Origin of the sequence: Terrimonas rubra, from assembly GCF_042686025.1 — a bacterium.
Classification (GTDB): Bacteria; Bacteroidota; Bacteroidia; order Chitinophagales; family Chitinophagaceae; genus Terrimonas; species Terrimonas rubra.
The window spans coordinates 1,942,993-1,966,587 of the sequence record NZ_JBHUOZ010000001.1 but is presented as its reverse complement, the minus strand read 5'-3'; the positions used below and the strand labels follow the sequence as shown (position 1 = coordinate 1,966,587).

18 protein-coding genes and 1 other RNA gene are annotated in these 23,595 nt (G+C 42.0%); 9 read left to right on the top strand and 10 right to left on the bottom strand.

Annotation, left to right across the window (positions count from 1 at the left end; genetic code table 11):
- Positions 1-28: 28 nt before the first annotated feature.
- The 6 genes from ACFS6H_RS08255 to ACFS6H_RS08230 form a co-directional block, all read right to left on the bottom strand.
- Positions 29-664 (bottom strand): response regulator, encoded by a 636-nt coding sequence (locus ACFS6H_RS08255; protein ID WP_386097132.1) that lies wholly within the window; start codon positions 662-664, stop codon positions 29-31.
- Between the two features lie 359 nt (positions 665-1,023).
- On the bottom strand, positions 1,024-2,094 hold the full coding sequence (locus tag ACFS6H_RS08250; RefSeq protein ID WP_386097130.1) for a phosphotransferase enzyme family protein: 1,071 nt from the start codon (positions 2,092-2,094) through the stop codon (positions 1,024-1,026).
- Between the two features lie 220 nt (positions 2,095-2,314).
- Positions 2,315-2,687: a transfer-messenger RNA gene (gene ssrA / locus ACFS6H_RS08245) on the bottom strand.
- A gap of 266 nt (positions 2,688-2,953) precedes the next feature.
- Positions 2,954-4,303 carry an RIP metalloprotease RseP gene (gene rseP / locus ACFS6H_RS08240; RefSeq protein WP_386097128.1) on the bottom strand — a complete coding sequence of 450 codons (1,350 nt, stop codon included), beginning with the start codon at positions 4,301-4,303 and terminating at the stop codon, positions 2,954-2,956.
- 107 nt (positions 4,304-4,410) lie between these two features.
- Positions 4,411-5,580 (bottom strand): 1-deoxy-D-xylulose-5-phosphate reductoisomerase, encoded by a 1,170-nt coding sequence (locus ACFS6H_RS08235; RefSeq protein ID WP_386097126.1) that lies wholly within the window; start codon positions 5,578-5,580, stop codon positions 4,411-4,413.
- Between the two features lie 261 nt (positions 5,581-5,841).
- Positions 5,842-7,335: a GH3 auxin-responsive promoter family protein gene (locus ACFS6H_RS08230; protein WP_386097124.1), complete on the bottom strand. Its 1,494-nt coding sequence runs from the start codon at positions 7,333-7,335 to the stop codon at positions 5,842-5,844.
- 233 nt (positions 7,336-7,568) lie between these two features.
- Between ACFS6H_RS08230 and rplU the strand changes: the two genes are divergently transcribed.
- The 3 genes from rplU (at position 7,569) to ACFS6H_RS08215 (ending at position 8,519) form a co-directional block, all read left to right on the top strand.
- A complete protein-coding gene (gene rplU, locus ACFS6H_RS08225; RefSeq protein WP_386097122.1) occupies positions 7,569-7,868 on the top strand; it encodes a 50S ribosomal protein L21 in 300 nt (99 codons plus the stop codon).
- 70 nt (positions 7,869-7,938) lie between these two features.
- Positions 7,939-8,205, top strand: coding sequence for a 50S ribosomal protein L27 (gene rpmA / locus ACFS6H_RS08220; protein ID WP_386097120.1), 267 nt, complete (start codon positions 7,939-7,941; stop codon positions 8,203-8,205).
- A gap of 104 nt (positions 8,206-8,309) precedes the next feature.
- On the top strand, positions 8,310-8,519 hold the full coding sequence (locus ACFS6H_RS08215; RefSeq protein ID WP_386097118.1) for a hypothetical protein: 210 nt from the start codon (positions 8,310-8,312) through the stop codon (positions 8,517-8,519).
- A gap of 84 nt (positions 8,520-8,603) precedes the next feature.
- Here ACFS6H_RS08215 and ACFS6H_RS08210 read toward each other — a convergent pair whose 3' ends face one another.
- Positions 8,604-9,047, bottom strand: coding sequence for a hypothetical protein (locus tag ACFS6H_RS08210; protein ID WP_386097116.1), 444 nt, complete (start codon positions 9,045-9,047; stop codon positions 8,604-8,606).
- Positions 9,048-9,195: 148 nt separating this feature from the next.
- Between ACFS6H_RS08210 and ACFS6H_RS08205 the strand changes: the two genes are divergently transcribed.
- The gene (locus ACFS6H_RS08205; protein WP_386097114.1) at positions 9,196-10,878 is read left to right on the top strand and encodes a helix-hairpin-helix domain-containing protein; all 1,683 of its coding nucleotides are present in this window, start codon (positions 9,196-9,198) and stop codon (positions 10,876-10,878) included.
- Between the two features lie 120 nt (positions 10,879-10,998).
- Positions 10,999-12,399: a M20/M25/M40 family metallo-hydrolase gene (locus ACFS6H_RS08200; RefSeq protein ID WP_386097112.1), complete on the top strand. Its 1,401-nt coding sequence runs from the start codon at positions 10,999-11,001 to the stop codon at positions 12,397-12,399.
- Positions 12,400-12,431: 32 nt separating this feature from the next.
- On the opposite strand, the gene ACFS6H_RS08195 is transcribed toward ACFS6H_RS08200, so the two are convergent.
- Both ACFS6H_RS08195 and ACFS6H_RS08190 read right to left on the bottom strand, forming a co-directional pair.
- A complete protein-coding gene (locus tag ACFS6H_RS08195; RefSeq protein WP_386097110.1) occupies positions 12,432-13,142 on the bottom strand; it encodes a LytR/AlgR family response regulator transcription factor in 711 nt (236 codons plus the stop codon).
- The gene (locus ACFS6H_RS08190; RefSeq protein ID WP_386097108.1) at positions 13,129-14,142 is read right to left on the bottom strand and encodes a sensor histidine kinase; all 1,014 of its coding nucleotides are present in this window, start codon (positions 14,140-14,142) and stop codon (positions 13,129-13,131) included. Before ACFS6H_RS08190 ends, ACFS6H_RS08195 begins: the two co-directional genes overlap by 14 nt.
- A 376-nt stretch (positions 14,143-14,518) precedes the next feature.
- Between ACFS6H_RS08190 and ACFS6H_RS08185 the strand changes: the two genes are divergently transcribed.
- The 3 genes from ACFS6H_RS08185 to ACFS6H_RS08175 all read left to right on the top strand — a co-directional run bounded on the left by ACFS6H_RS08185 (position 14,519) and on the right by ACFS6H_RS08175 (position 19,728).
- The gene (locus ACFS6H_RS08185) at positions 14,519-17,692 is read left to right on the top strand and encodes a SusC/RagA family TonB-linked outer membrane protein (protein ID WP_386097106.1); all 3,174 of its coding nucleotides are present in this window, start codon (positions 14,519-14,521) and stop codon (positions 17,690-17,692) included.
- Between the two features lie 25 nt (positions 17,693-17,717).
- Positions 17,718-19,181, top strand: coding sequence for a RagB/SusD family nutrient uptake outer membrane protein (locus tag ACFS6H_RS08180; RefSeq protein ID WP_386097104.1), 1,464 nt, complete (start codon positions 17,718-17,720; stop codon positions 19,179-19,181).
- A gap of 88 nt (positions 19,182-19,269) precedes the next feature.
- On the top strand, positions 19,270-19,728 hold the full coding sequence (locus tag ACFS6H_RS08175) for a hypothetical protein (protein WP_386097102.1): 459 nt from the start codon (positions 19,270-19,272) through the stop codon (positions 19,726-19,728).
- Between the two features lie 109 nt (positions 19,729-19,837).
- Here ACFS6H_RS08175 and ACFS6H_RS08170 read toward each other — a convergent pair whose 3' ends face one another.
- Positions 19,838-22,027, bottom strand: coding sequence for an HAD family hydrolase (locus ACFS6H_RS08170; protein WP_386097100.1), 2,190 nt, complete (start codon positions 22,025-22,027; stop codon positions 19,838-19,840).
- A gap of 86 nt (positions 22,028-22,113) precedes the next feature.
- Here ACFS6H_RS08170 and ACFS6H_RS08165 point away from each other — a divergent pair, with 86 nt between their 5' ends.
- A complete protein-coding gene (locus ACFS6H_RS08165) occupies positions 22,114-23,583 on the top strand; it encodes a glycosyl hydrolase family 32 (RefSeq protein ID WP_386097098.1) in 1,470 nt (489 codons plus the stop codon).
- The last annotated feature ends 12 nt before the right edge of the window (positions 23,584-23,595 follow it).

The window sequence follows — 23,595 nt, the reverse complement described above, 5'->3', positions numbered from 1 at the left end:
GGTTTTACAATCTGGTAGCTCCGGTCAATTATAACCCCTGTGCATTAATAAAATTCACAAGTGATGCCGTGTTACGCAAATTTAATTTTTTAAGGATATTATAGCGGTGTACTTCAACGGTTTTCAATGTTATATCAAGCTTTTGAGCAATTTCTTTGGAAGGCAGGCCTTCTTTTATCAGTTTGGCCACATCAATTTCCCTGCGTGATAAAAGATTGATATTGGTATTGGCCTCCTGCTCCTGGATCTCATGCTCGGCCAGGATACTTTTCACTTCCTCACACACGTATTTTTTGCCTGCATGTACTTCCAGTATGGCATGTATCATTTCCTCCTTAGAAGAATTTTTGGTAACATACCCCATAGCGCCCAGCTGTATCAGCCGTTTAGCATATGCAGGCATGCTATGCATGGAAACTCCTATAATTTTAGCTCTGGGCACCTCAGCGCGGATGGCCTTGGTAGCATCAAACCCGTTCACGGGTGTCATATGCACATCCATTAATATCACATCCGGATCTTTTTCCTTTGCAATTTCTATGGCTTCGTCCCCATCACCGGTGGCCTCTATCACATTAAACCTGGGATCACTGTTTAAAATAAATGCCCATGAATCGCGGATAAGTTTATGGTCGTCAACTAACAAAATTTTAATTTGTTCCATAACAAAAGAGCTTAAGGTTTATAGGTTTGATTATTGCTACCTAAATTTATAATAAAAAAGTGGGATATAAAATAAACCAAAAAAAAAAGTAAATCTGTCCTGTGCTATTGGATGTTCATTCACCATAGCCGCACCACTGCTAAAAAAGTGTACATATTACACATAAAACATTGTAAAATACATTTTTATGTTATACCAAAAGTAAACACAGGTACGTTATAAACAAAAGTTTACATTACCGCTTGTGTAATAATGGGTTTATATGGGGTATATAATTACAGGAACGTCAATACACCTATGTAAGTTTAATAAGTCTAAGGAAGGTAACAAAAAAACAATAACTGGCCCGCGTAAGTTCTTTACCGTTGAGCGGTGGGAATGTTTTTGTAAGACCGTAATAACTGTAACTGGTGCTGGGCCCGTTTGAAATTATGTCCGGGATAGGCCGGTGTATAATAGTGGTCGCCGGACAGGTAATCGCTTAAAAAACGGATAGCCTGCATGAAAATGATAAATTCACCGGAATAGTAAAAGTAGGATTGTTCGGTGGAAGATAACTGTAAGGACATTTCTGACATATAGCCCTCTTTAATGGCTTTATATACATCCGGGCGGATGTCCACTTCATCAAAGTCCTGCTCTTCCTCCCCCGTCAGCGATAAATAGGTACGCATCATATCCCCCACATCACTGATATAGTACCCGGCCATTATGGTATCCAGGTCAATAACGGCAAAGGCTTTGCCTGAAGGGTTAAACAATACATTACTGATCTTGGTATCGTGATGGGCTACCCTTTTTTTAATAAGGGAATTGGCCGAGAGCTCATTAAACTGCTTTACAATGTCCGCCTGTTCCAGCACCAGTTCAATCCATTGGCGGGCTTCTTTCAGGCGGGCCGGGTCACCGGTTTTCAATACAGTTAAAAAATCATTGTACCGTTTTGTAAGATCGTGGAAACCGACAATATTTTCATGCAGTGTTTCAGCAGGGAAATCGGTTAACAGGGCGGTGAAACGGCCAAACTGGCGGGCGGCTTCATAGGCCTGTTCGGCGTTCTCTACTATTGAAATGGTTTGTGAACCTTTTAAGAACTTAAAAGCCCTGAACCAGTTGTTATGCGCATCCTTATAAAAAGAGGCGCCACCTGTGGTTAATAAAGGAGCCGGGAAATAATACTCAGGAGCATGTTTTTTGAGGTAGCTGTTTACCGCCTCAATATTATCTGCAATATGCGCAGGGGAAGCAAATACATTTGTGTTCACTTTTTGCAATACTAATTCCGTATCGTCAAAAGCCACTTTCCAGGTACTATTAATTAAACCACCGCCTAAACGTTCAATGGTAAAGTTGTCGTTTGTACATCCATATTGTTGCACCACATGGGCAAGCTTAGTTTTCTCAATAGTATTAGGTATAACTTCAATCATGCAGGTTCGTAATAGAGTTGTTATTATGCAAAACGGTCCTAATGAGGGACAAAATAATACAAATACATACGCAAAAATCGCACAAACGATTGCCTGAAAATAGGAAGAAATTAAGCTCCGCAACACAAACGATTGCCTGAAAAACAACAACTTGCAATCTTTTTAATAACGGGTATAAAAAAAACGGCCGGGAAAACCAGACCGTTTTTAGTATTATAATTGGTGGAGGTGACCGGATTCGAACCGGTGTCCAAACATATTCCTCAAAAGCTTTCTACATGTTTATTTCTTTATTGTTTGTCGGCAACCAACCGGAAAAGAACAAACCAATTGATCACTTAGCTGGATGGTCTTAGGCAACAGGCACAGCCTTCTGTTGCAGCAGCCTGTTTTGTTTTTTAAGTCGGCGGCGGGGCGTGGTAACAGACCAACCGGCCCGGCGGCCCTAATGACTAACTAATCACTGATTAGGCAGCCATGGCATACTGAGTATTGCCATTTATAGTTTGAATATTCAGATTAAGGTGCTAATTATCCAACGCACCACATGCTTACACCTTCAAAGATCTACGCTGTCAAAACCAAACACCCCCGACAGATCAGTCTGCAAATATACGACAGATTAGCCAGTTGACAATTGAAAATTGACAAAGAACAATTGACAATTGTTTTTTATTAACCCGGCTTTAGTGCCAATGGCATCGTTCCTTGCGTCGCACACTTGTACTGCAGCTCTTTACTCAACAAGACAAAAAAGTCAGGAAGTCAGAAAGACCGAAAGCGGAATTGTCCCTTAAACTTTTGAACCTTTGAACTCCCGGAACTTCTTCTACTATGAACTATTAACTATGAACTACCCCTATCTGAACAACCTGAATATATCCAACCCGATCGCATACGCCATTAGGCCTAATAATAATACCATGCCTACCAGCTGTGCATATTCCATAAACTTATCGCTGGGTTTGCGGCCGGTGATCATTTCTATTAAAGTGAACAGGGCATGTCCGCCATCCAAAGCCGGTATCGGCAGTATATTCATAAAGGCAAGGATAATGGAGAATAAAGCGGTCATGGTCCAGAAACGGTGCCAGTCCCATTCACCACCAAATGTTTTACCAATACTGATCACACTACCCAGGTTTTCGTTCACCTTATGCTCTTTGGATACAAATAATAAACGGATACCTTCAATATACTCACCCAGTTTTTCCATTCCGAATCTTGCACCTGCAGGTATGGATTGAAAGAAAGAGTATTCTTTTTTCTCGGTTTCAATCACATCAAAAACGGTATTAAAGCCAAAGCCTATGGCACCGTCGTCTTTTACTTTTACTATTGTATTTAATGTATCTGTATTATTACGTAATAATGTCAGCGTTACATCTTTTCCACTGAAGCGTGGTATGGCAATCTGGTAATCCTGGGCATAGGTATAAGGCGTGCCGTTTAAAGCCAGGAATTTATCGCCCTTTTTAAAATCACCCTCTACAAATTTTGCATCGGTAACCGTATCTACTATCGGTAATAAGGCAGGGTATACAAAACGTTTTTGTTTGCTTTTGGTCAATTTGCTTACAAAGCCGTCGGGTATAATAACCGTGGTATCTTTGCCATCACGTTTAACTGTAAGTTTAGCATTCTCACTCATGAAAATGCCTTTTGGTAAATCATCCTGGTACACCAGTGTTTTACCGTTAATAGCTGTAACCAGGTCACCGCTTCTTAAACCCGCGGAGGTAGCCAGCGAGTCAGCATAAATACCATATTTTAAATTAGCCACCGGTATTTTTTCTTCGCCCCATACAAACAGTATCATGGCAAAAATCACGAGTGCCAGTACAAAGTTGATGATAACACCTGCCAGCATAATAATTAAACGCTGCCAGGCCGGCTTGGCCCTGAACTCATAAGGCTGAGGTGGTAATTTCATGGCTTCTTTATCCATGCTCTCATCAATCATGCCCGATATCTTCACATAACCACCCAACGGTATCCAGCCAATACCATATTCCGTTTCACCGATCTTCTTTTTCCAAAGTGAGAACCAGGGGTTAAAGAATAAGTAAAATTTTTCTACACGGCAGCCAAACCATTTGGCCGTTAAAAAGTGCCCCAGTTCGTGTAACACAATTAAGATGGAAAATGCCAGTATAAACTGTCCCAGGTTGGCCGCAAATGCTGACCAGTCAATAGCTAAAAGTGTCATGTATTATTATAAGGTATTATAAATTTTGAACGCAAATATCCGCTAATTGCCAGATATATGCTTACCGCCCATGAATTATTTGATTTTGTTAAGATTTTGAAGCATGGTTAAAGGCCTATAATATCAGCAGTCATGGCCCGGGCTTCGCCATCGCTCATAAAGTATTGATCTAAAGTAGGTTGCTGAACAAAAGGTATTTTGTGCATCACTTTTTCAATTACGTCGGTCATTTCCAGGAAGCCGATCCGGTTTTTTAAAAAAGCATATACCACTATTTCATTGGCGGCATTTAACACACAGGGCAGGTTGCCCCCTTTTTCCAAAGCCTCAATGGCCAGGGCCAGGTTACGGAAAGTTTTAATATCCGGCTCCTCGAAATTCAGGGTGTTTATTTTTTTAAAGTCAAAACGCGGAAAGTTATTGGCTATCCTTTGCGGAAAAGCCATGGCATATTGAATAGGCAGCTTCATATCGGGCAGGCCCATCTGGGCTTTGATACTGCCATCCTCAAACTGCACCATACTGTGAATAATACTTTGCGGATGCACCACTACCTGTATCTGGTCGGGGGTTAGGTTAAACAGCCATTTCGCCTCTATCATTTCCAGGCCCTTGTTCATCAGGGTTGCCGAATCAATGGTGATCTTGGCGCCCATTGCCCAGTTTGGATGTTGTAAAGCATGTTCACGTTTTACATTTACCAGGTAATTGGGTTTACGTCCTAAGAACGGACCGCCGGATGCGGTTAAAATTATTTTTTCAATTTTATTTCTTCCCTCCCCTACCAGGCATTGGAAAATGGCAGAGTGCTCACTGTCCACCGGTATTACCGGCACACGGTGTTCAATGGCTTTTTGCATCACAATATCACCCGCCACTACTAATGTTTCCTTATTGGCCAGGCCAATGGGCTTGCCATTTTCAATGGCTTTTAAAGTAGGCTTTAAACCGGCATAACCTACAATGGCCGCGATCATCATATCATAATTATCCATAGCAGCTACTTCATCCAAAGCTGCTTCGCCGGCAAATACTTTTACATCAGTATTGGCCAGGGCCTGTTTTACTTTCTGGTATTTTGATTCATCGCCAATAACAATAATATTGGGATTAAAACGCAGGGCCTGTTGTATCAGCAGGTCTTCATTTTTATGGGCCGTTAATATTTCAGCCGAAAATTTATCAGGATTAGCCGCAATAACATCTAAACACTGGGTACCTATGGACCCTGTTGATCCGAATATGGCTATCCGTTTTATGAGTTGTTGTTCAGTCATTGTTAAAAATTCCAGAGGTTCAATAGTTCCAAAGGGTCAATAGTTCATAGTTAATAGTTCATGGCTCATAGCCAGGCTTCAAAAGGTTCAATGGACAATTCCTTGCTTTCGGTCTTTCCGACTTCCAGACGTTTTATCTTGCTGAATAACGAGCTGTAGTACAAGTGTGCGACGCAAGGGACGATGCCATTTGTACAAAAGCCCGGAGCATAAAAAACGCAGCGCTCATTGTCCACTGTCAATTTTCCATTGTCAATTTTTCTACTCCGCCCACTTTTCCAGTTCATTGGCAATTTTCCTGTCATTGCTTAAACGGGGTACTTTATTCTGTCCGCCCAGTTTACCGATCGATTTCATATAGTCGATAAAGGCATTCTTTTTAACCGCCGTCAGCTTTAAAGGCTGCAGTATATTACCGCTGATTAAATCATCGTAATATACATTCTTTTTACGAAGGTTCTGGTCTACCTTTTGCGCAAAGGCCTGCATATCGCCGGGTTTGTTCTCAAACTCAATGAACCACTCATGATAAGAGCGGCCCTCGCCTTCGCTCACAAAAGGTGCTACCGTAAATTCGGTGATCCGCACATTTTCTTCATCGGCAGCTTTTAATAAGCTGTGCTCCACTTCTTCGCCGATAACGTGTTCACCAAATGCCGATATATAATGCTTTATACGTCCTGTTACGACAATACGGTATGGGTTAGTGGATACAAACTTAACGGTATCGCCGATATTATACCCCCATAACCCGGCATTGCTGCTGATAATGATAGCATAGTTCTCACCCACTTTCACATCGGCCAGTGATAACCTGGTGGGGTTATCATTATGTATCTCGCTAACGGGAACAAATTCAAAGAAGATGCCGCTGTTGGTATTTAATAATAAGCCCTCTGCTTCCTGTGAATCCTGGAAGGCAAAGAACCCTTCCGAAGCCGGGTAGGTTTCAATACTGTCCAGTTTTTTGCCAATGCTCTGAAACAATTTGGCTTTATAAGGTTCAAAGTTCACGCCCCCATGTACCAGTACGGAGAAGTTAGGGAACACCTCACTGATGTTTTTACCGGTACGGCGCATGATCTCATCAAAGTACATCTGCATCCATGGTGGTATACCGCTGATGAGGGTCATGTTTTTATTGATGGTCTCATCTACTATTTTATTCAGCTTGGTTTCCCAATCCTCGATACAATTGGTTTCGTAACTGGGCAACTGGTTTTTGCGCAGGTAACGGGGCACATGGTGGTTTACAATACCGCTTAGGCGCCCGGTAGGAATATCGGCAATACGTTCCAGTACCGGCGAGCCGGACAAAAAGATCATATTTCCATCCGCAAAACGGGTATTACCGGTTTCGGCCATATAAGATAATAAGGCGTTGCGGGCCGAATTGATATGATTGGGAATAGAATCTTTGGTAATGGGAATATATTTGGTGCCGCTGGTAGTGCCCGAGGTTTTGGCAAAATAAGCGGGTACCCCTTTCCATAATATATTATGCTTGCCTTCCTTTATTAATTCTATATAAGGTTTGATCTGCTCGTAATCTTTAACGGCAACGGCTTGCTTAAATTCCTGGTAATTATGTACTTGAGCTAAATTAACATCTTTTCCGAACTGCGTATTGCGGCCAACTTTTAATAAAGTTTTCAGGATTGCTTCCTGATCATCCACGGCGGACAACATACCCTTTTTAATGGATTTATGTATGATGGCGGCAAGTGGTTTAGCCAGGAACGATTTGATTTTCATATACTTAACTACTTTTCAGTGAAAGCTCACCGGCTTTCCTTAATTTTGTATTAACGTTTAAACTGTTTGATTTGCTGCGAGTTACAACAATCAAGCCAGCCATTCCTGTACAGGCATAAGCAAAGATACAGGAAGCGTTTACATAAAATACCTAATTTAACTATTCAAAAGTTTAAACGATTATTGGTTAGTTGAAATTTTCCCCTTACCTTTGCCGTCCTAATTTTCAGACTATGTTAGCAGTAATTAAAGTTGCGGGTCAGCAATATAAAGTAGAAAAAGACCAAACATTATATGTACCACGTGTGGAAGGTAAAGCAGGTGATACATTAAACCTGGAGGTATTACTGGCGGATGCCGGTGGTAGCGTATCAGTTGGTTCTGCAGTAAGTGCAAAAGTAACTGCCGAGATCTTAGACCAGGTGAAAGGTGATACAGTAATAGCGTACAAACAAAAAAGAAGAAAAGGCTTTCACAAAAAGAAAGGCCACCGTACCGCTTATACTAAAATTAAAGTTACCAACATTGCTTAATTACGTTAAGTAATACTGGTCTGTTATTAGATAAAGAAAATTTAAGTCAGAAAAATAAAATTAATCTATCATGGCACATAAGAAAGGTGAAGGTAGTGTAAAGAATGGCCGCGACTCAAGAAGTAAACGTCTTGGTGTAAAAATCTTTGGTGGTCAGCCTGCTGTTACCGGTAATATCATCGTTCGTCAACGTGGTACTGTTTACCATCCTGGTAAGAACGTTGGTGTAGGTAAAGACTTTACGCTTTTTGCGTTAAACGATGGTGTTGTAGAGTTTAGAAAAGGCGCTAAAGACAGAACTTTTGTTTCTGTTCTTAACGTAGAGGCAACTGCTTAATACTTGCAGGTTAACTATTTTTTGTGAAAAAAATTTGGGTAGTATAAAATAATTATTATTTTTACTATTGATAACCCATTTACTAAACATTAAATTCACAAAAAATGGCAACTAAAAAAGCAGCTCCTAAGAAAGCAGCAAAAAAAGCGGCTCCTAAAAAAGCAGCAGCCCCTAAGAAAGCAGTAAAAAAAGCAGCTCCTAAAAAAGCAGCAAAAAAAGCGGCTCCTAAAAAAGCAGCTCCAAAGAAAGCAGCAAAAAAAGCAGCTCCTAAAAAAGCAGCGAAAAAAGCAGCTCCTAAAAAAGCAAAGAAATAATAAAAGATTTCTTTTAGAAAAAATAAGAAGCCTCCAAGTAATTGGAGGCTTTTTCATTCAGTGATCTATCCTGGTTTACTCCCACTACATCTTCTCATCTACATAAGAAATTTTATACACCACCAGGCAACGGTTAACATTTGTTGTGTACTCTTTGATCAGGTGGGTATAATAACGCCTGTACCCTTTGGCCGGAGCCTCCAGCGTTCCGTTATAAGTACCTCCCCCGGTTGATCGCAGATCAATCACAAAACTCCCGGGCGTTAAAGGTCCGTAAAACTGGTTCTTACTGATGCCGGATGACAAACCCGGATGAGAGTTGTTGTAATTAGACCCGATAGTGGTACACCCCGAAGCATTGGAGCCGGACGGGAAACTCAGGTTTTCTGTCCACCGGTAATAGATCTCATATTCGGCTACGGGATCTTCTATATCAGGATCCAGTAGGTCGTCGATCTTTTTTTTGATGCAGGACGACAACAACAGGGACACACAGAAAAATACAATACTTAATTTAAATGCTTTCATAAAATTGATGGTTAAACAGGTATTTTGATACCGAAAAATAATACCGGACCATAAATTTTGAAATACCGCCAAAGAGGTACAACACTCCCCTGCTTATTATGGTATAATAATATTGCAATAACTTCGTCACCTAATATTTCAGTAAACAATGATGGATAATGCCGCTATTGCCGATAATTTTTCGCTGTTATCAAAACTGATGGATATACATGGTGAGAATAGTTTTAAATCCAAGACTTATTCCATCGCCGCTTTTTATATTGAAAAACTACCGGAACAACTGGGCAATACCGATCGCAGTGCCTTCGCCCGTATCAAAGGCATTGGCGACAGCGTAGCAAAAAAGATCATTGAAATGCTGGATACCGGTGCTTTAACCGTGCTGAACGAAATAATAGCCGACACTCCCCCGGGCGTGATTGAACTGCTGAATATAAAAGGCATCGGCCCTAAAAAGATCCATACCATCTGGAAGGAAATGGGTATTGAAAGTATTGGTGAACTGCAGTATGCCTGTAATGAAAACCGCCTGACCCTGTATAAAGGTTTTGGTGCTACTACCCAGCAAAAGGTTTTAGAAGCCATTAATTTTTACCTGGCCAACCAGGGACATTTTTTATATGCCCAACTGCATCCTGTTTTTCCGCAGGTACAGCAATATTTACAACAATTATTCGGGGCCGGTAAAGTAGCGCTTACAGGTGCTTTTAAACGGCAGATGCCCACTATTGAAGAGATGGCTTTTGTGGTGAATGAAACGAACGATACCATTAAACCTAAATTCATATCGGCCTTTCCCCCGGATTTACTGGAAGAGACTGATAACAGTTTATTATACCAGCTAAAAAATGGCCTACGGTTAAGGCTGTATACGGGCACCACCCATTTTGCCCAACGTGTGTTTGACCATAGCGGATCACCGGAATTTGTTACCAGCTTTTACCAGGAGTTTCCTAACCTGGCAATTGATACTGCGAGTCCTGACGATACACAGTATTTTACTGCTGCAGGCATTGCCTATATACCACCCTGCCTGCGTGAAACAACGACTATTATCAAAACCGCAGCACAAAAGCAACTGCCGGTACTGATCCAGCCGGGCGATATCAAAGGCATCATACATAACCATAGTAACTGGAGCGATGGCACCAATACCATTGAAGAGATGGCACAGGCTTTAATTGCGCAGGGAAAAGAATACCTGGTGTTATCCGACCACTCCAAATCGGCTACCTATGCCAATGGCTTAACTGAGCAGCGTATAGCCGAGCAACATCGTTATATTGATGAGCTGAACAAAAAACTGGCGCCTTTTAAAATATATAAGAGTATTGAGTGCGATATATTAGGTACCGGGCAGTTGGATTACAGTAATGATGTATTATCCACGTTCGACCTGGTGATCGCTTCAGTACACAGTAACCTGCAAATGAATGAAGAGAAAGCCATGCAGCGTTTACTGACCGCTATACAAAACCCCTATACAACTATTTTAGGCCATATGACAGGCCGCTTATTATTAAGCCGCAATGGTTACCCGGTTGATCATAAAACCATTATTGACGCCTGCGCTGCGCATAACGTAGCCATTGAATTAAATGCCCACCCCCGCCGTTTGGATATTGACTGGCAATGGATACCTTATGCACTGGAAAAAAATGTGCTGATCTCTATTAATCCCGACGCACACTTTATTGAAGGGTTTAATGATGTAACCTATGGTGTACTGGCAGCGCAGAAGGGAGGTTTGACAAAAGAAAACAACCTGAGCAGTTTTTCATTGCAGCAGTTTGATGATTATGTACAACAGCGGAAAGCCGGGATCCGGTGATCATCGTTCATAATACACACACGCCATTCGCTTTCCTTACATGCTGCCATTAAATTAGCCGCCGGGTGTTTCTGTTCCTGCTATCTTTTGCCTACATTTAATGCAGAATAGTATTCACTTATGAGAAGATTTATTTTATCCGCCTTTGCTTCAGTATCTATTGTTTATTGTACAGCGCAAACAGATGATTCTTTAATGATCCGTAAAATTGCAAGCGAGATACTGGTCAATTCACAGGCATACGAAAACCTGCGTTACCTCACCAAACAAATCGGTCCGCGCTTGGCAGGCTCAGGCGGTATGGTAAAGTCTGAAAAATGGGGCTACCAGGCTTTTCAAAAAGCCGGAGCCGATAAGGTTTTCATGCAGGAATGTATGGTCCCATACTGGGTAAGAGGCGGTAAAGATGAAGCGTTTGTAACAGGTATTCAATCGGCTAAAGTAAAAGGACTGGCCGATGCCCGTATCACAAAAAAATCGCTGGATGTAATTGCATTAGGTAACAGTATAGGATCAGGACCTAAAGGCATTGCCGGAGAAGTAGTGGAAGTAAGTTCGTTTGAAGACCTTGAACAAAAAAAAGACCAGGTAAAAGGCAAAATAGTATTTTATAATTATCACTTTAAAAAGGATTTTGTAGAAACATTTGATGGTTACAGCGACGCCGTGAAATACCGCGGCGGCGGGCCCGGCAATGCGGCAAAATATGGCGCGGCGGGCGTTATCATCCGGAGCATCAGTCATGGTGAGAATAATCACCCGCATACCGGCGGCACCCGTTATGATTCGGCTTATCCCAAAATACCGGCAGTAGCTGTAGGCTTACAGGATGCTGACTGGTTAAGTAAGGAATTAGAAAGCAAAAAATTAAACATGACCATCAAAACCTACGGTTATTTTAAACCCGATACCATCGGGCATAATGTAATTGCCGAATGGAAAGGATCGGCTTTTCCTGATGAGATCATTACTGTAGGCGCCCATTTAGACAGCTGGGATAATTGCGAAGGTGCTCATGATGACGGGGCAGGTTGTATACAGACCATTGAAATTGTAAGAGCTTTTAAAGCGATCGGTTACCAGCCTAAAAGAACCATCCGTTTTGTTTTATTTGCCAATGAAGAAAACGGAGTAAGAGGTGGCAATAAATATGCGGCTGTAGCCAAAGAAAAAAATGAACAACATGTTTTTGCACTGGAAAGCGATGCCGGCGGCTTTACGCCAAGAGGATTCGGCTTTACGGCAAAGCCTGAAGTATTTGCCAAAATAAAATCATGGGAACACTTATTAAGGCCCTATGGCGGCGGCTATTTTGCGCCGGAAGGCAGTGGCGTGGATATTGCACCGCTTAACCGTACCCTGGGCACCACTATTGCCGGTTTAATGCCCGACTCACAACGTTATTTTGATTACCATCATGCCCGCAATGATGTGTTTGAAGCTGTTAATAAACGGGAACTGGACCTGGGCGCCGTAAATATGGCCGCCTTGATCTACCTGGTAGATAAATATGGGTTATAACAGGAACAGTTTAAGCTGGCTGCCATTCTAACTTAATGTAAGGCCTCTCCCATCCGTTTGGCAACTATTTCCTTATAGTTCCGCCCGATGGGCAACAGCTGGCCCTGTATCTCTATTTCTGTGGCATTGTAGGCCGTTACCATTTGCTTGGAAACAATGAATGACCGGTGAATACGTAAAAAGAATTCATTACCCAATTGCAATTCCAGTTCGTTCAACGACATTTTAATCAGGTAATTCTGTTCTCTGGTCACGATGTACACATACTCTTTCCGGCTTTCCACGTAAATAATTTTATTGAACTCTATCTTGACTTTCTTTTTATTGATGTTGACGAATATATAAGTTTTAGCCGGCTGGGTTTCTTCCTTAGCGCCCACCTCCACATACAAATGTGTCAGTTTGTTCACCGCCTGCATAAAACGGTTAAAGCTGACCGGTTTTAATAAGTAATCTACTACGTTTAACTCGTACCCATCCAAAGCATATTCCCGGTAAGCAGTAGTGAGAATAACTTTTGGCGGATGGTTGAGTGTTTTGATAAAGTCAAGCCCTTTGATCTTTGGCAAATGAATATCTAAAAAAATCACATCTATTTTTTCCCGCTGCAACATTTCCATGGCGTAAATAGCATCGGTTGCGATACCCGCCAGATGCAAAGAGGGGATTTCAGTGATATAACCCTGAATGATCTCTGCCGCCAATGGCTCATCCTCTACTATCAGGCAATTAATTTTCCGCATAGGTATCGAGGTTTATATGCAGTTTTACATGAAATATATTGTTATCATTATCAATTTCCAGGTTGTAGGACTGGTACATCAGTTCCAGTTGCCTGCGGGTATTGTTCAGGCCTATATTTTCAGTGATGACGGCCTGTGAAGAACCCGTTTCAAATGAGTTGCTGATCTCGAAAAAAAGGACTTTTTCTTTCAGTATAAAATCAATATGAATAAATGAATCGAAACGACTGCCGCTGGGGCCGTGCTTAAAGGCATTCTCCACCAGTGGCAACAGTAATAAGGGTGCGATGGTAACGGTATGATCATCCACTTGTTTGTTAAAGGCAATGGAGAGCCGGTCATAACGCAATTTTTCCAGTTCTATATAATCGTCCAGTATACGCATTTCCTCTTCAATGGTAATACTGGCTTTGTTAGACCGGTATAACATAAAGCTTAGCAGATCGGAAAGTTTCATGATCGCTTCCTCAGCCTTGTCCGATTTTTTCTTGGTCAATGCATATATATTATTCAGGGTATTGAATAAAAAATGCGGGTTCATCTGGTTGCGGAGCATTTTAAGTTCCGTTTCCAGCTTTTCCTTAATGAGCACCTTTTCCCTTTCCTTCATTTTAAGTTGCAGGCGAAACGATTTAATGGCAAACATCAATCCTGAGGTTGCCACAAAGTTGAAGAGGATGGACATGAACCGGCGGAACTCAAATGTTGGCGAAGGGGGAAACCTGCCATCGAATACCACCGGCAATATGATATAATAAAAAGAAAAGCGTACCAGGTATATACATCCTACCAGTACCACTAGCATCTCTGTTACATACCACAGAAGGGTATACCAGGGTTGTTTTTTCTGTGTCAGGCGTGGCCATATCCTGTAAGTAAAGTAATAAGCATAAAACAGCTCGGGCAGGCCTTCCAGCACCACGGCCTCAAAGGCAGCGATCATATACTGTATAGTGGTAAATCCCTCCAGGCTACCCTGTAACCATAAGTACTCTATCACTCCCCTGAAGAGAAAGTAACAACACCAAAAAGATATATGCAGTAAAAACCTTTTCACCGGCACAAAAATCGGGAAAGCGTATCATTTGAAGGCATATTCCGCAAAAGCCTGCCAAATTTTCAACCAACAGCCGGAATCCGTCAACCAATGCATCCTACCTATCAGGTATCCGGATATGGTCGTTTTTTAAGCTTTTGTTATCCGGTATAAGTCATTCGTTGAAAATATAAAAAAGCAGTTTATACACCATCTATTTTCGTCACATCACACGGTTATACCAATGCCAAAGCTGGTTTTGCCGGTCTCCATACCCTGATACCAGGCAAAACAGCAACCGAAGAAAACACTGCTTCATTATTTAAAACTAATTAACCAAATGAGAAAAAAATTACTCTTAGTGATATTCCTGTTTTTTACAGGGGGAATATTATTAGCACAAAAAACAATTACAGGAAAGGTTACCGATGAAAAAGGTGAGCCCATTTCCAATGCTTCTGTTACGGTAAAAGGTACGTCCAACGGTACTGTAACTGATGCTGCAGGGGCTTTTTCATTCACTATTACGGCCAATGCAAAAACCCTTGTTATTTCAGCTGTTGATTTTACCAGCCAGGAAGTAAGCATTGGCAATAACAATAGCTATGAAGTAAAACTGAAATTGCAGGATAAGTCTTTACAGGAAGTAGTGGTGGTAGGTTATGGTACACAACGTAAATTAGATAATGTAGGTTCTGTTTCCTCTATCAAAGGGGTGGAAATTGCGCAACGACCTATACAGAGTTTTGAAGCCGGCCTGGCCGGTAAAGCTACCGGGGTACAGATCACTTCACCCAATGGTTTATTGAATAACCCGCCGGTATTCAGGATCAGGGGAACCAACTCCATATCATTAAGCTCATACCCGCTGATCGTAATTGACGGTGTGCCCACGTATACCGGTGATGCCAGCGGTACCAATGCACCGGGCAATGCCCTGGCCAGTATTAACCCTAATGATATTGAAAGTATTGATATAGCCAAAGATGCCGCTGCTACGGCTATTTATGGCAGCCGTGCTGCAAATGGTGTAGTGTTTGTTACTACTAAAAAAGGTAAGGCGGGTAAAGCCAGGGTAAGTTATGACGGATGGCTGGGTTTTTCAAAGGCATTCCGTTTACCGGAATTACTGGATGCTTTCCAGTATGTGGAAGTAAAAAACCAGGCGGTGGCCAATAACCCTTCACAATTAGCCTCATTAGGCGCCAATCCGTTTAAACTGACCAATGATGCCAATGGCAACCCGATCAATACCAACTGGTACGACGAAGTGTATCGCTCTGCCTTATCCCATAATCATGCCCTGAATGTTTCCGGCGGTAATGATGCTACCAAGTACTATTTTGGTGTGGGTTATACCAACCAAGAGGGCATAGTAAAATCCAATAATTTTATCAGGCAGAATGTGTTGTTCAATGTTGACAGCAGGGTTAGCAAACTTATTTCTGTAGGTGGTAAAATTGCTTTCTCTAATGAAAAGAATAATATAGCCACATCTTCCGGTTCATTGAACGGGGAGGCATTTGGTATTGCCGGCCTGGGAAGAACCGCACTGGTTAATGCACCGAATATTGCTACTCATAAAGCCGACGGATCGTACAATATTGTTATCAGGGCTACCCCACCGGCATCCCCGGATTTTATTGGCGTGATGAATAACGCAGTACCACAGGTAGGCTTTTTTAACCCCGCTATATTATTGGATAAAAACCGCTCCAACAGCGAAAGCAATCATATACAGGCCAATGCCTTTATTCAATTAAACCTGCTGCAGGGCCTTGCTTTCCGCAGTGTGTATGGTATTGATTATTTAAATGTTGATAATGATCTTTTCTGGAATCCTTTACACGGCGATGGCCAGACCTATGGCGGATTTGCCAGTGCTACCTACAGTAAAAACAAAACCTGGTTATGGACCAATACCTTACAGTATGATAAACAGATCGGTAATCATAATATTGGCATTTTAGCCGGGCACGAACAACAAAGAAGAACAGGCAGGGGATTTGGTATCAACAGGCAAACCTTATCTGATCCTGTATTTACCGAGATCCAGGCCGGTTGGGTTACCAATAATACCGCAGGAATGGGATTCGGGGAGAACTACCTGACTTCCGTTTTTGGGAGGTTAACCTATGATTATGCAAAAAGATATTATATAGCCGCTACATTAAGACAGGATGAGTATTCAGGTTTAGGTAAAAAGAAAGGTGTATTCGGCGGAGGCTCCATTGGCTGGGAAGTAACGGAAGAAGGTTTCTGGAAAAAGATGAGTGCGTTGAACAGCCTGTTCAGTGGTTTAAGGATCAAAGCCAGTTATGGTACAGTGGGAAATATTGCAGGTATAGGCGATTATAGCCCTTATTCAACATATGGCAGCAGCCTGTACGGAGGCCTCCCCACCCTTTCTTTCTCCGGTGTTGGTAACCCTTCACTGGAATGGGAAACCAGTAAAAAACTGGATGTAGGCTTATCTTTTTCTTTACTGGATAAACGTATAGGCGCTGAAATTACTTATTTCAAAAATGATGTGGACAACCTCATCCTGAACGTTCCGCAGGCAGCGTCTACAGGTCTTGGTTCAGTGGCCGCCAATATCGGCTCTATGTATAACAAAGGCTGGGAGTTTGAATTGAATGCCACACCGGTGATGAAAAAAGATTTTTCCTGGAATACTTCTTTCAACCTGACCTTAAATAAAAATATGGTTACCTCCCTGGCCCCCGGCCTGGAAGAAATAACTTATTCCACCTCGGGCAGTGAGCTTACCAATAAAACCAAAGTGGGTTATCCTGTAGGTTACCTGTTTATGGTAAGGAACGGCGGTGTTGATCCGGCAACGGGCAGAAGAATAGTATTGAACTCAGAAGGCAAACAGGTCTTTTACCAGCATTATGCGCCTGCAGGTCAGTATACCTGGTCTTTTGCCGATGGTACAAAGTATGCGGGTCCTAATGGCGAAACCAGTGTTTCACAGGCAGCTGACGGTGTCATGTACGGCAATTCACAACCCAAACAATTTGGTGGTTGGACCAATACCTTACGGTACAAAAACTTTGATTTCTCTGCACTGGTTACCTACCAGGCCGGTTATTATATCTATTACGGATCAGGTGCCGGCTTACTGGACCAGCGTTTCTGGAATAACTCGACCGATGTATTAAAGAGCTGGAAGAAAGCAGGTGATATTACCGATGTTCCCAGGACCGTATATGGCGACAATGTTTCCAATGGCAGTGCACTCACCATGTCGGCCAATGTGCATAAAGGTGATTTTATTAAATTAAGAAACCTCTCTCTTGGTTATAGCTTACCCGAAAGTGTATTGAGCAAAGTAAAAATTAATACAGCCAGGCTGTATGTAAGTGGCCAGAACCTGGCTATATGGACAAAATACATTGGGCCTGATCCCGAAGTTTCTTCCAATGGTAACAGTGTGCAGGGCCAGGGTGTTGACCGTAATACCATTGGTAATGCCAGAACACTTACAGTAGGACTTAATGTAGGATTTTAAATTTCAAACACTCAAACTTCAGATCATGTCAAAAAAAATATTTTTCTTATCCTCTTTTGCCGCAGCATTACTGTTTACCCAGGGCTGCAGTAAGAAAAAAGAATACCTGAACCCTGTATTACAAACCGCTATTTCCGATGCTACGGCCTTTGATTCTCCTTTACGGGTGGAGAACCAGGTACGCTCTATGTATGCCGCACTGAAAGGTGGTCATTTTTACGGCGGAAGATTTATTGCTTATGGTGATATCAGGGGTGAGGACCTGGTAAATAACGGTTCTAACAATATTACTGCCTGGGATGTTTGGTTATTTAACCCCAATAATACAGCCACAAGCATAGAAGGATTATGGTCACGGGCCTACTCTACCATCAATCATTGTAACCTTTTCCTGGATGGTATGGCCGCCAAGGGCAATGCTACTGTGGGCGAAACACTAGCAAAGAATTATAATGGTGAAGCCAGGTTTATCCGTGCACTGGCATACTATAGCCTTTTACAGTTTTATGCACAACCTTATCTTGACGGACAAGGCGCCAAACCTGGATTGCCACTGCGCTTAACCGGTATAAAAGGTCCGGGCCAATCTGACCTGGCCAGGAGTACGGTTGCACAGGTTTATACACAAATATTAGACGACCTGAATTTTGCCGAGAATAACCTGCCCCTGGATTACGGCACTGCCACTACTGCCGCCTTAACCAGGACAACACGGGCACACAGGAATACCGCCATTGCCTTAAAAACAAGGGTGTATTTAAGTATGCAAAATTACCCGGCCGTTGTTACGGAAGCCAATAAGATCGTATCTGCCACTGCGCCGTTTAAAGCAAATACGGGTGTACAACATACTTTGAATCCTGATATTAAAGTAGTATTTAAAACACCTTTTACAGATATTGAATCTATCCTATCCATGCCTTTTTCTAACAACAGCGCTGATGTGGCCGGAACGCAGAACCAGTTAGCTACATATTATGCCGGTGAGTTTTATATAAAAGCCGATGGCATCATGGCTGATGCCGGATGGAAAGCTGGTGATGCCAGGAGAAGTTTCTTCACCGTATCAGGTGGAAAAACATTCCTGGGAGGAAAGTATACATTACCCTCGCCCTTCCTGGATTTTGCACCCGTGATCCGTTACTCCGAAGTATTATTGAATTTAGCCGAAGCCAGGGTGAGAACAACCAATAGCATTGATGCGCAGGCCGTTGCCCTTTTAAATGCCGTCAGGAACAGGTCCGACGCCACCACTACTTTTACCGCTGCCAGTTTTGCCACCTACACCGATTTATTAAACGCCATTTTAAAAGAAAGAAGGATCGAATTTCTGGGTGAAGGCCTTAGGAATAATGATATCATGCGCCTGGGGTTAAGCTTACCGGCCAGGACAAGTGCTGATTCTCCCATTCCACCCGGAGGTAACGGGTATATATGGCCCATTCCTAACAGTGAACTTTCATACAATAACCTGATGACTGATAATTAAACCACTCAAGGAGAGCAATGCTTCAGGGGGTGAAGCATTGCTCCTTCCTTGTTTCTTACATCCGTTCATACCTAAAAAAGTAACCAATATGAAGACAAACAAATTATCCCGTTTTATAGTTCTCCTGCTGGTGTTTGTACCGCTGTTATTCAGCCGTTGCTCAGATAAAGGAGATGATCTGCCTAAAGAAAAATCGTACAGGTTTACTATTACAGTGAATGGTGCTGTTGCATCAGACAGGGCGCAGTTCATGATCGTTGGAGGAAGTCCTGGCGGAGAAACAACTATGTGGAAAGTGAACGGCGTTACAAGGAATAACGAACAGGGAGTAGGCTTTAACACCGTTGACTTTGCAGGAAGCACAAAAACCTATGTAATAGAATCTGTCAAACCTTTAACCCATGCACAGGTTTCTGTGCAATTCATCAACTTTGATGCGCCCTTTACCTATAGTTATAAAGCAGAGGTAAACAATTCCGCAAAACACGATCAGAAAGATATTGTTGTTGCCGAAGGGGCACCTTTTTCAACAACCTACACCTATTAGTTTGGTTGCAATTTTTCTCATGTGTCATGTGTATGGGGGGCTTTTGCCCCCTTACACTTTTATAAAATTCGGTGCAAAAATCGGATACAGTTTTTTGTCCTCCTTTTACTTATATAACAAACTCCTTTAAACCTGCCAGGTGATGTTGTATTCCTTCCAATACTCCCGCAGCTATCCTGTTTTTAGCAAAGTAAATAGATTTGTATTTTTTCAGCTCTTCCAACTCAGGACTATAATTTGAAACTACTATGGCTTTTGTTTTTCCACTCAGCATATCCTTATCATTACCTCCATTGCCGGCTGTTATAATCTGGTGTAAAGGCTGGTTCCATTTATAACTCAGGTAACGGACAGCACTTCCCTTACTGGCCCTGAAGGGTAAGAGGTCAAGGAACTTATTATCGGTAAGTAATATTTTCGCCCTGAATTTGTTATCATCTAAAAACTTATAGAGGTCTGAAAGATCATTTTCATTAAAATAATCCTCCACATAATAACTCAGTTTAAAAGGCCATTGTGCATCTTCCTCCTGTAAACGAATACCCGGAAAACGTTTTAATGCTTCCAGCAACTCTTCCCTTTTCCACTGGTTATCAATATGACTTTCCCAGCCCTTATCCGGTATCAATTTATCAGTATAATATATTTCAGTTCCAGCCGAGCAGATCAGCATATCCGGAAAAGGCAGGTTATATTTTTCAATAGCCTGTTCGGTGATGATCCTGTTACGACCGCTGGCCAAACCAAATACCACCTGCGCCTGGTTGTCCCTTATCCATTTGGTAAAAGCTTCCAGCCCTTCGGTATCGGCTCCATCAACGAGTGTACCATCCAGGTCAGTGATCACGAATAGTCTGGCATTCGCCAGTTTTTTACCATACGCCGTTTTATTGACAAAGTTTAGCGCTGTATTATTTTTCTGACGGAACAGGTCATTGATGATCGTTATATATTTATCGGCGAAGGAGGTCCAGGAATATAATTCGGTAGCAGCTACTACTCCATTGCCGGAATATTTTTCCCAGAGTGCCTGGTCGGCAATAATTTTTTTCAACGCAGCAGCAATGGCTTCAGGATCTTCCACATCAACCAGTAAACCATTATCACATTGCTCCAGTATTTCTTTAGGTCCACCGGTAGGTGATGCAACCACCGGTAAGCCGCAGGCCGCTGCCTCAACAATGGTTAAACCAAAATTCTCACCCGGCGTGGCGTTGACAAATACGCCTTTTTTACGGGCAGCCAAACGGTATATTTCAGGCACATCCAGTTTGGGATCATTTTTTTTGGGTATGGCCATTTTGCCATAGAGATCATACTTATCCAGCAACAACAACAGGTTTGTCAGGATATCTTTTTCATCATCGGGCATTACCGCAATATCTTTTCTCACACCGGCAAAGATGGCCAGGTTAGCCATAGCCTGCAGCTCTTTATCCTGCCCGTAAGATTGAATAATGGTTTCAAAGTTTTTTCTTTTATCGGCCCGACCGATAGACAATATCAATGGCTTATTGGGATTAAATAAGAAACGTTCCATTTCTGAATTAACCTTATACAATGTCTGCTCCTGCTCTACCGACATGGTAAAGGAAGGCATATCCAACCTGTAAAACGGGTAAAAAATATCTGTACTTACACCCGGCGGAATGACATGAAATTTACCATACCGGTAATTATTATAACGTGTGTACTGGCTTTCAATAATATGCTGCGTGCTCGCCACAATGGCATCGGCTGTTTTCAGCACCATCTCTTCCACTTCAATACGTTTTTCCATATTGAATTTCTCATCGATCTTTTCTTCGGATAAACCTTCCTGTAACAGCAATTCTTTTTTATTGCGGCCCAGTGAATGACTGGTTGCCAGGAAAGGAATACCAAATATCTCGCTGATCTGGCTGGCCAGGTAATTACCATCGGCATAGTGACCATGTACTACATCGGGAACATCGGCATCGCGTTCAATAAAGTGGAGGGTTTTATCAATGAACTCATCAAGATGATCCCACAATGTTTCTTTTTTCCTGTACGTATTGCCACCACAACTGATCCGTATGATGCGGGCTTTATCATTCACCTTTTCTATTTCCTCTTCATACGAGGGAGCTACTCTCTTATCGCTGATCCTTCGGGTAAAGAGGTCAACCTTTCTTATCTGTGGATGTTTTGAAAGATTATCTAACATTTCCAGGAGGTATTTTACCTGTCCTCCTGTATCCGGATCTCTTCCAATTTCGGGTTCGTTAAATCTTATTAATCCATGGGGGCTGTATAACTGTACATAATATTCTTCCATCCCTTTCCTTTTTGTTAACTTCGTAAAGGTAACCAAAACTCTTCTGTATGAGGTCATATACTATTCATTAACTGAAAAAGAAGATTATGTATTCGGGTTCAGGTTTCAGCGATTGGGAGATCGGCGATATCACAGTTATCATACACAATGGTGTTTATCATTTATTTCATCTCATTATTCCTAATCACGATTATATCGCACATGCGGTTTCTGAAGATGGTATTTCATGGAAACGGGTGAATAATGCCTTGTTCGTAGGCCATCCCGGCGAATGGGATGATGATATGTTATGGACCATGCATGTGGTACAGGAAGAAGATATATTTGGCATGTATTATACCGGTCTTCAGCGTAAAGACCGTGGCGTTATTTCCCGGATAGGTTATGCTATATCAAATGATCTTATTGACTGGACAAAGATCAATAAGAAAGGCTACCCCATTCAACCCGACGATCATTATTACGAAGCATACGAAAAAAACCCGCGCAAATGGATCAGCTTCCGTGACCCCTATAAGTTTGAACATAAGGGCGAAAGTTATTTACTCATCGCAGCCCGCAGTGTAACGGGACCTGTATCCCGCAGGGGTTGTGTAGGCCTGGTTAAAATCACCAATGATATTATTGAATACCTCCCGCCTTTATTATATCCTTTGGTATATGATGATATTGAATGCCCCTGTGTATTTGAATTGAACAGCAGGTTCTATTTACTCGGTTCTATCAGGGAAGATATTAAAGTAAGGTACTGGTTTGCTCCTGAATTCATGGGTGAGTATCACTCTTTTCACGAAGATGTATTGTTGCCACCTGGCAATTATGCCGCAAGAGTAGTACAGGATGGAGATCATTTACTGGTGTATAATTTTTTCTATGCCTTTGGGGAGATCAATGCACTAAGGGTATTACCGCCGCCCAAACAGTTGAGTACTGATGACCGGGGACGTTTAATTTTAAAGAGTTATTACCGCTGGGATGAGATGATCATCAGATCATACAAACAACCCGAGTTTGACAACTTTATTCCCTTATTAAACAACCCGACCGCTTTTTTTACTGTAGAAGAAGAAAAGTTGTTTTGCGGATCAAGAAGCGGGTATGAGATCTTTTGTTTTCAAAAACCTTCGGACTCCTTTAAATGGGAAGGGATATTAACAGTGGAAGGGATGGGAAAACTGGGGCTTGTTTGCGATATGGATGAGGAAGGCAATGGTTATTTTATTTCCTTTGACATTACCCATGGCAGTACCAATATCAGGACCTGGGGTTTTAATCCAAAGGATAACCGTAATAATTTTATATTCAATAATATCCAGACGGCCTTTTTTAATATGACAACGACAGACTCGCTGCATTTTAGTCTGATCCGGTATGGCAATTATTTTGAGCTTTCGGTTAACGGTGTGGTAAAACTGACCCTTATGGATTATTCCTTTTCAGGAAAAGGTGTGGGCCTTTATTCCGCCTCATCAGTAATATCCCTGCAAAGTTCTTTACTACACAGTCTGCCTGACCCTGAAGAAGAGTATGTAAAGCCGGAAGAAACGCCCCTTTAATATTATTCAATA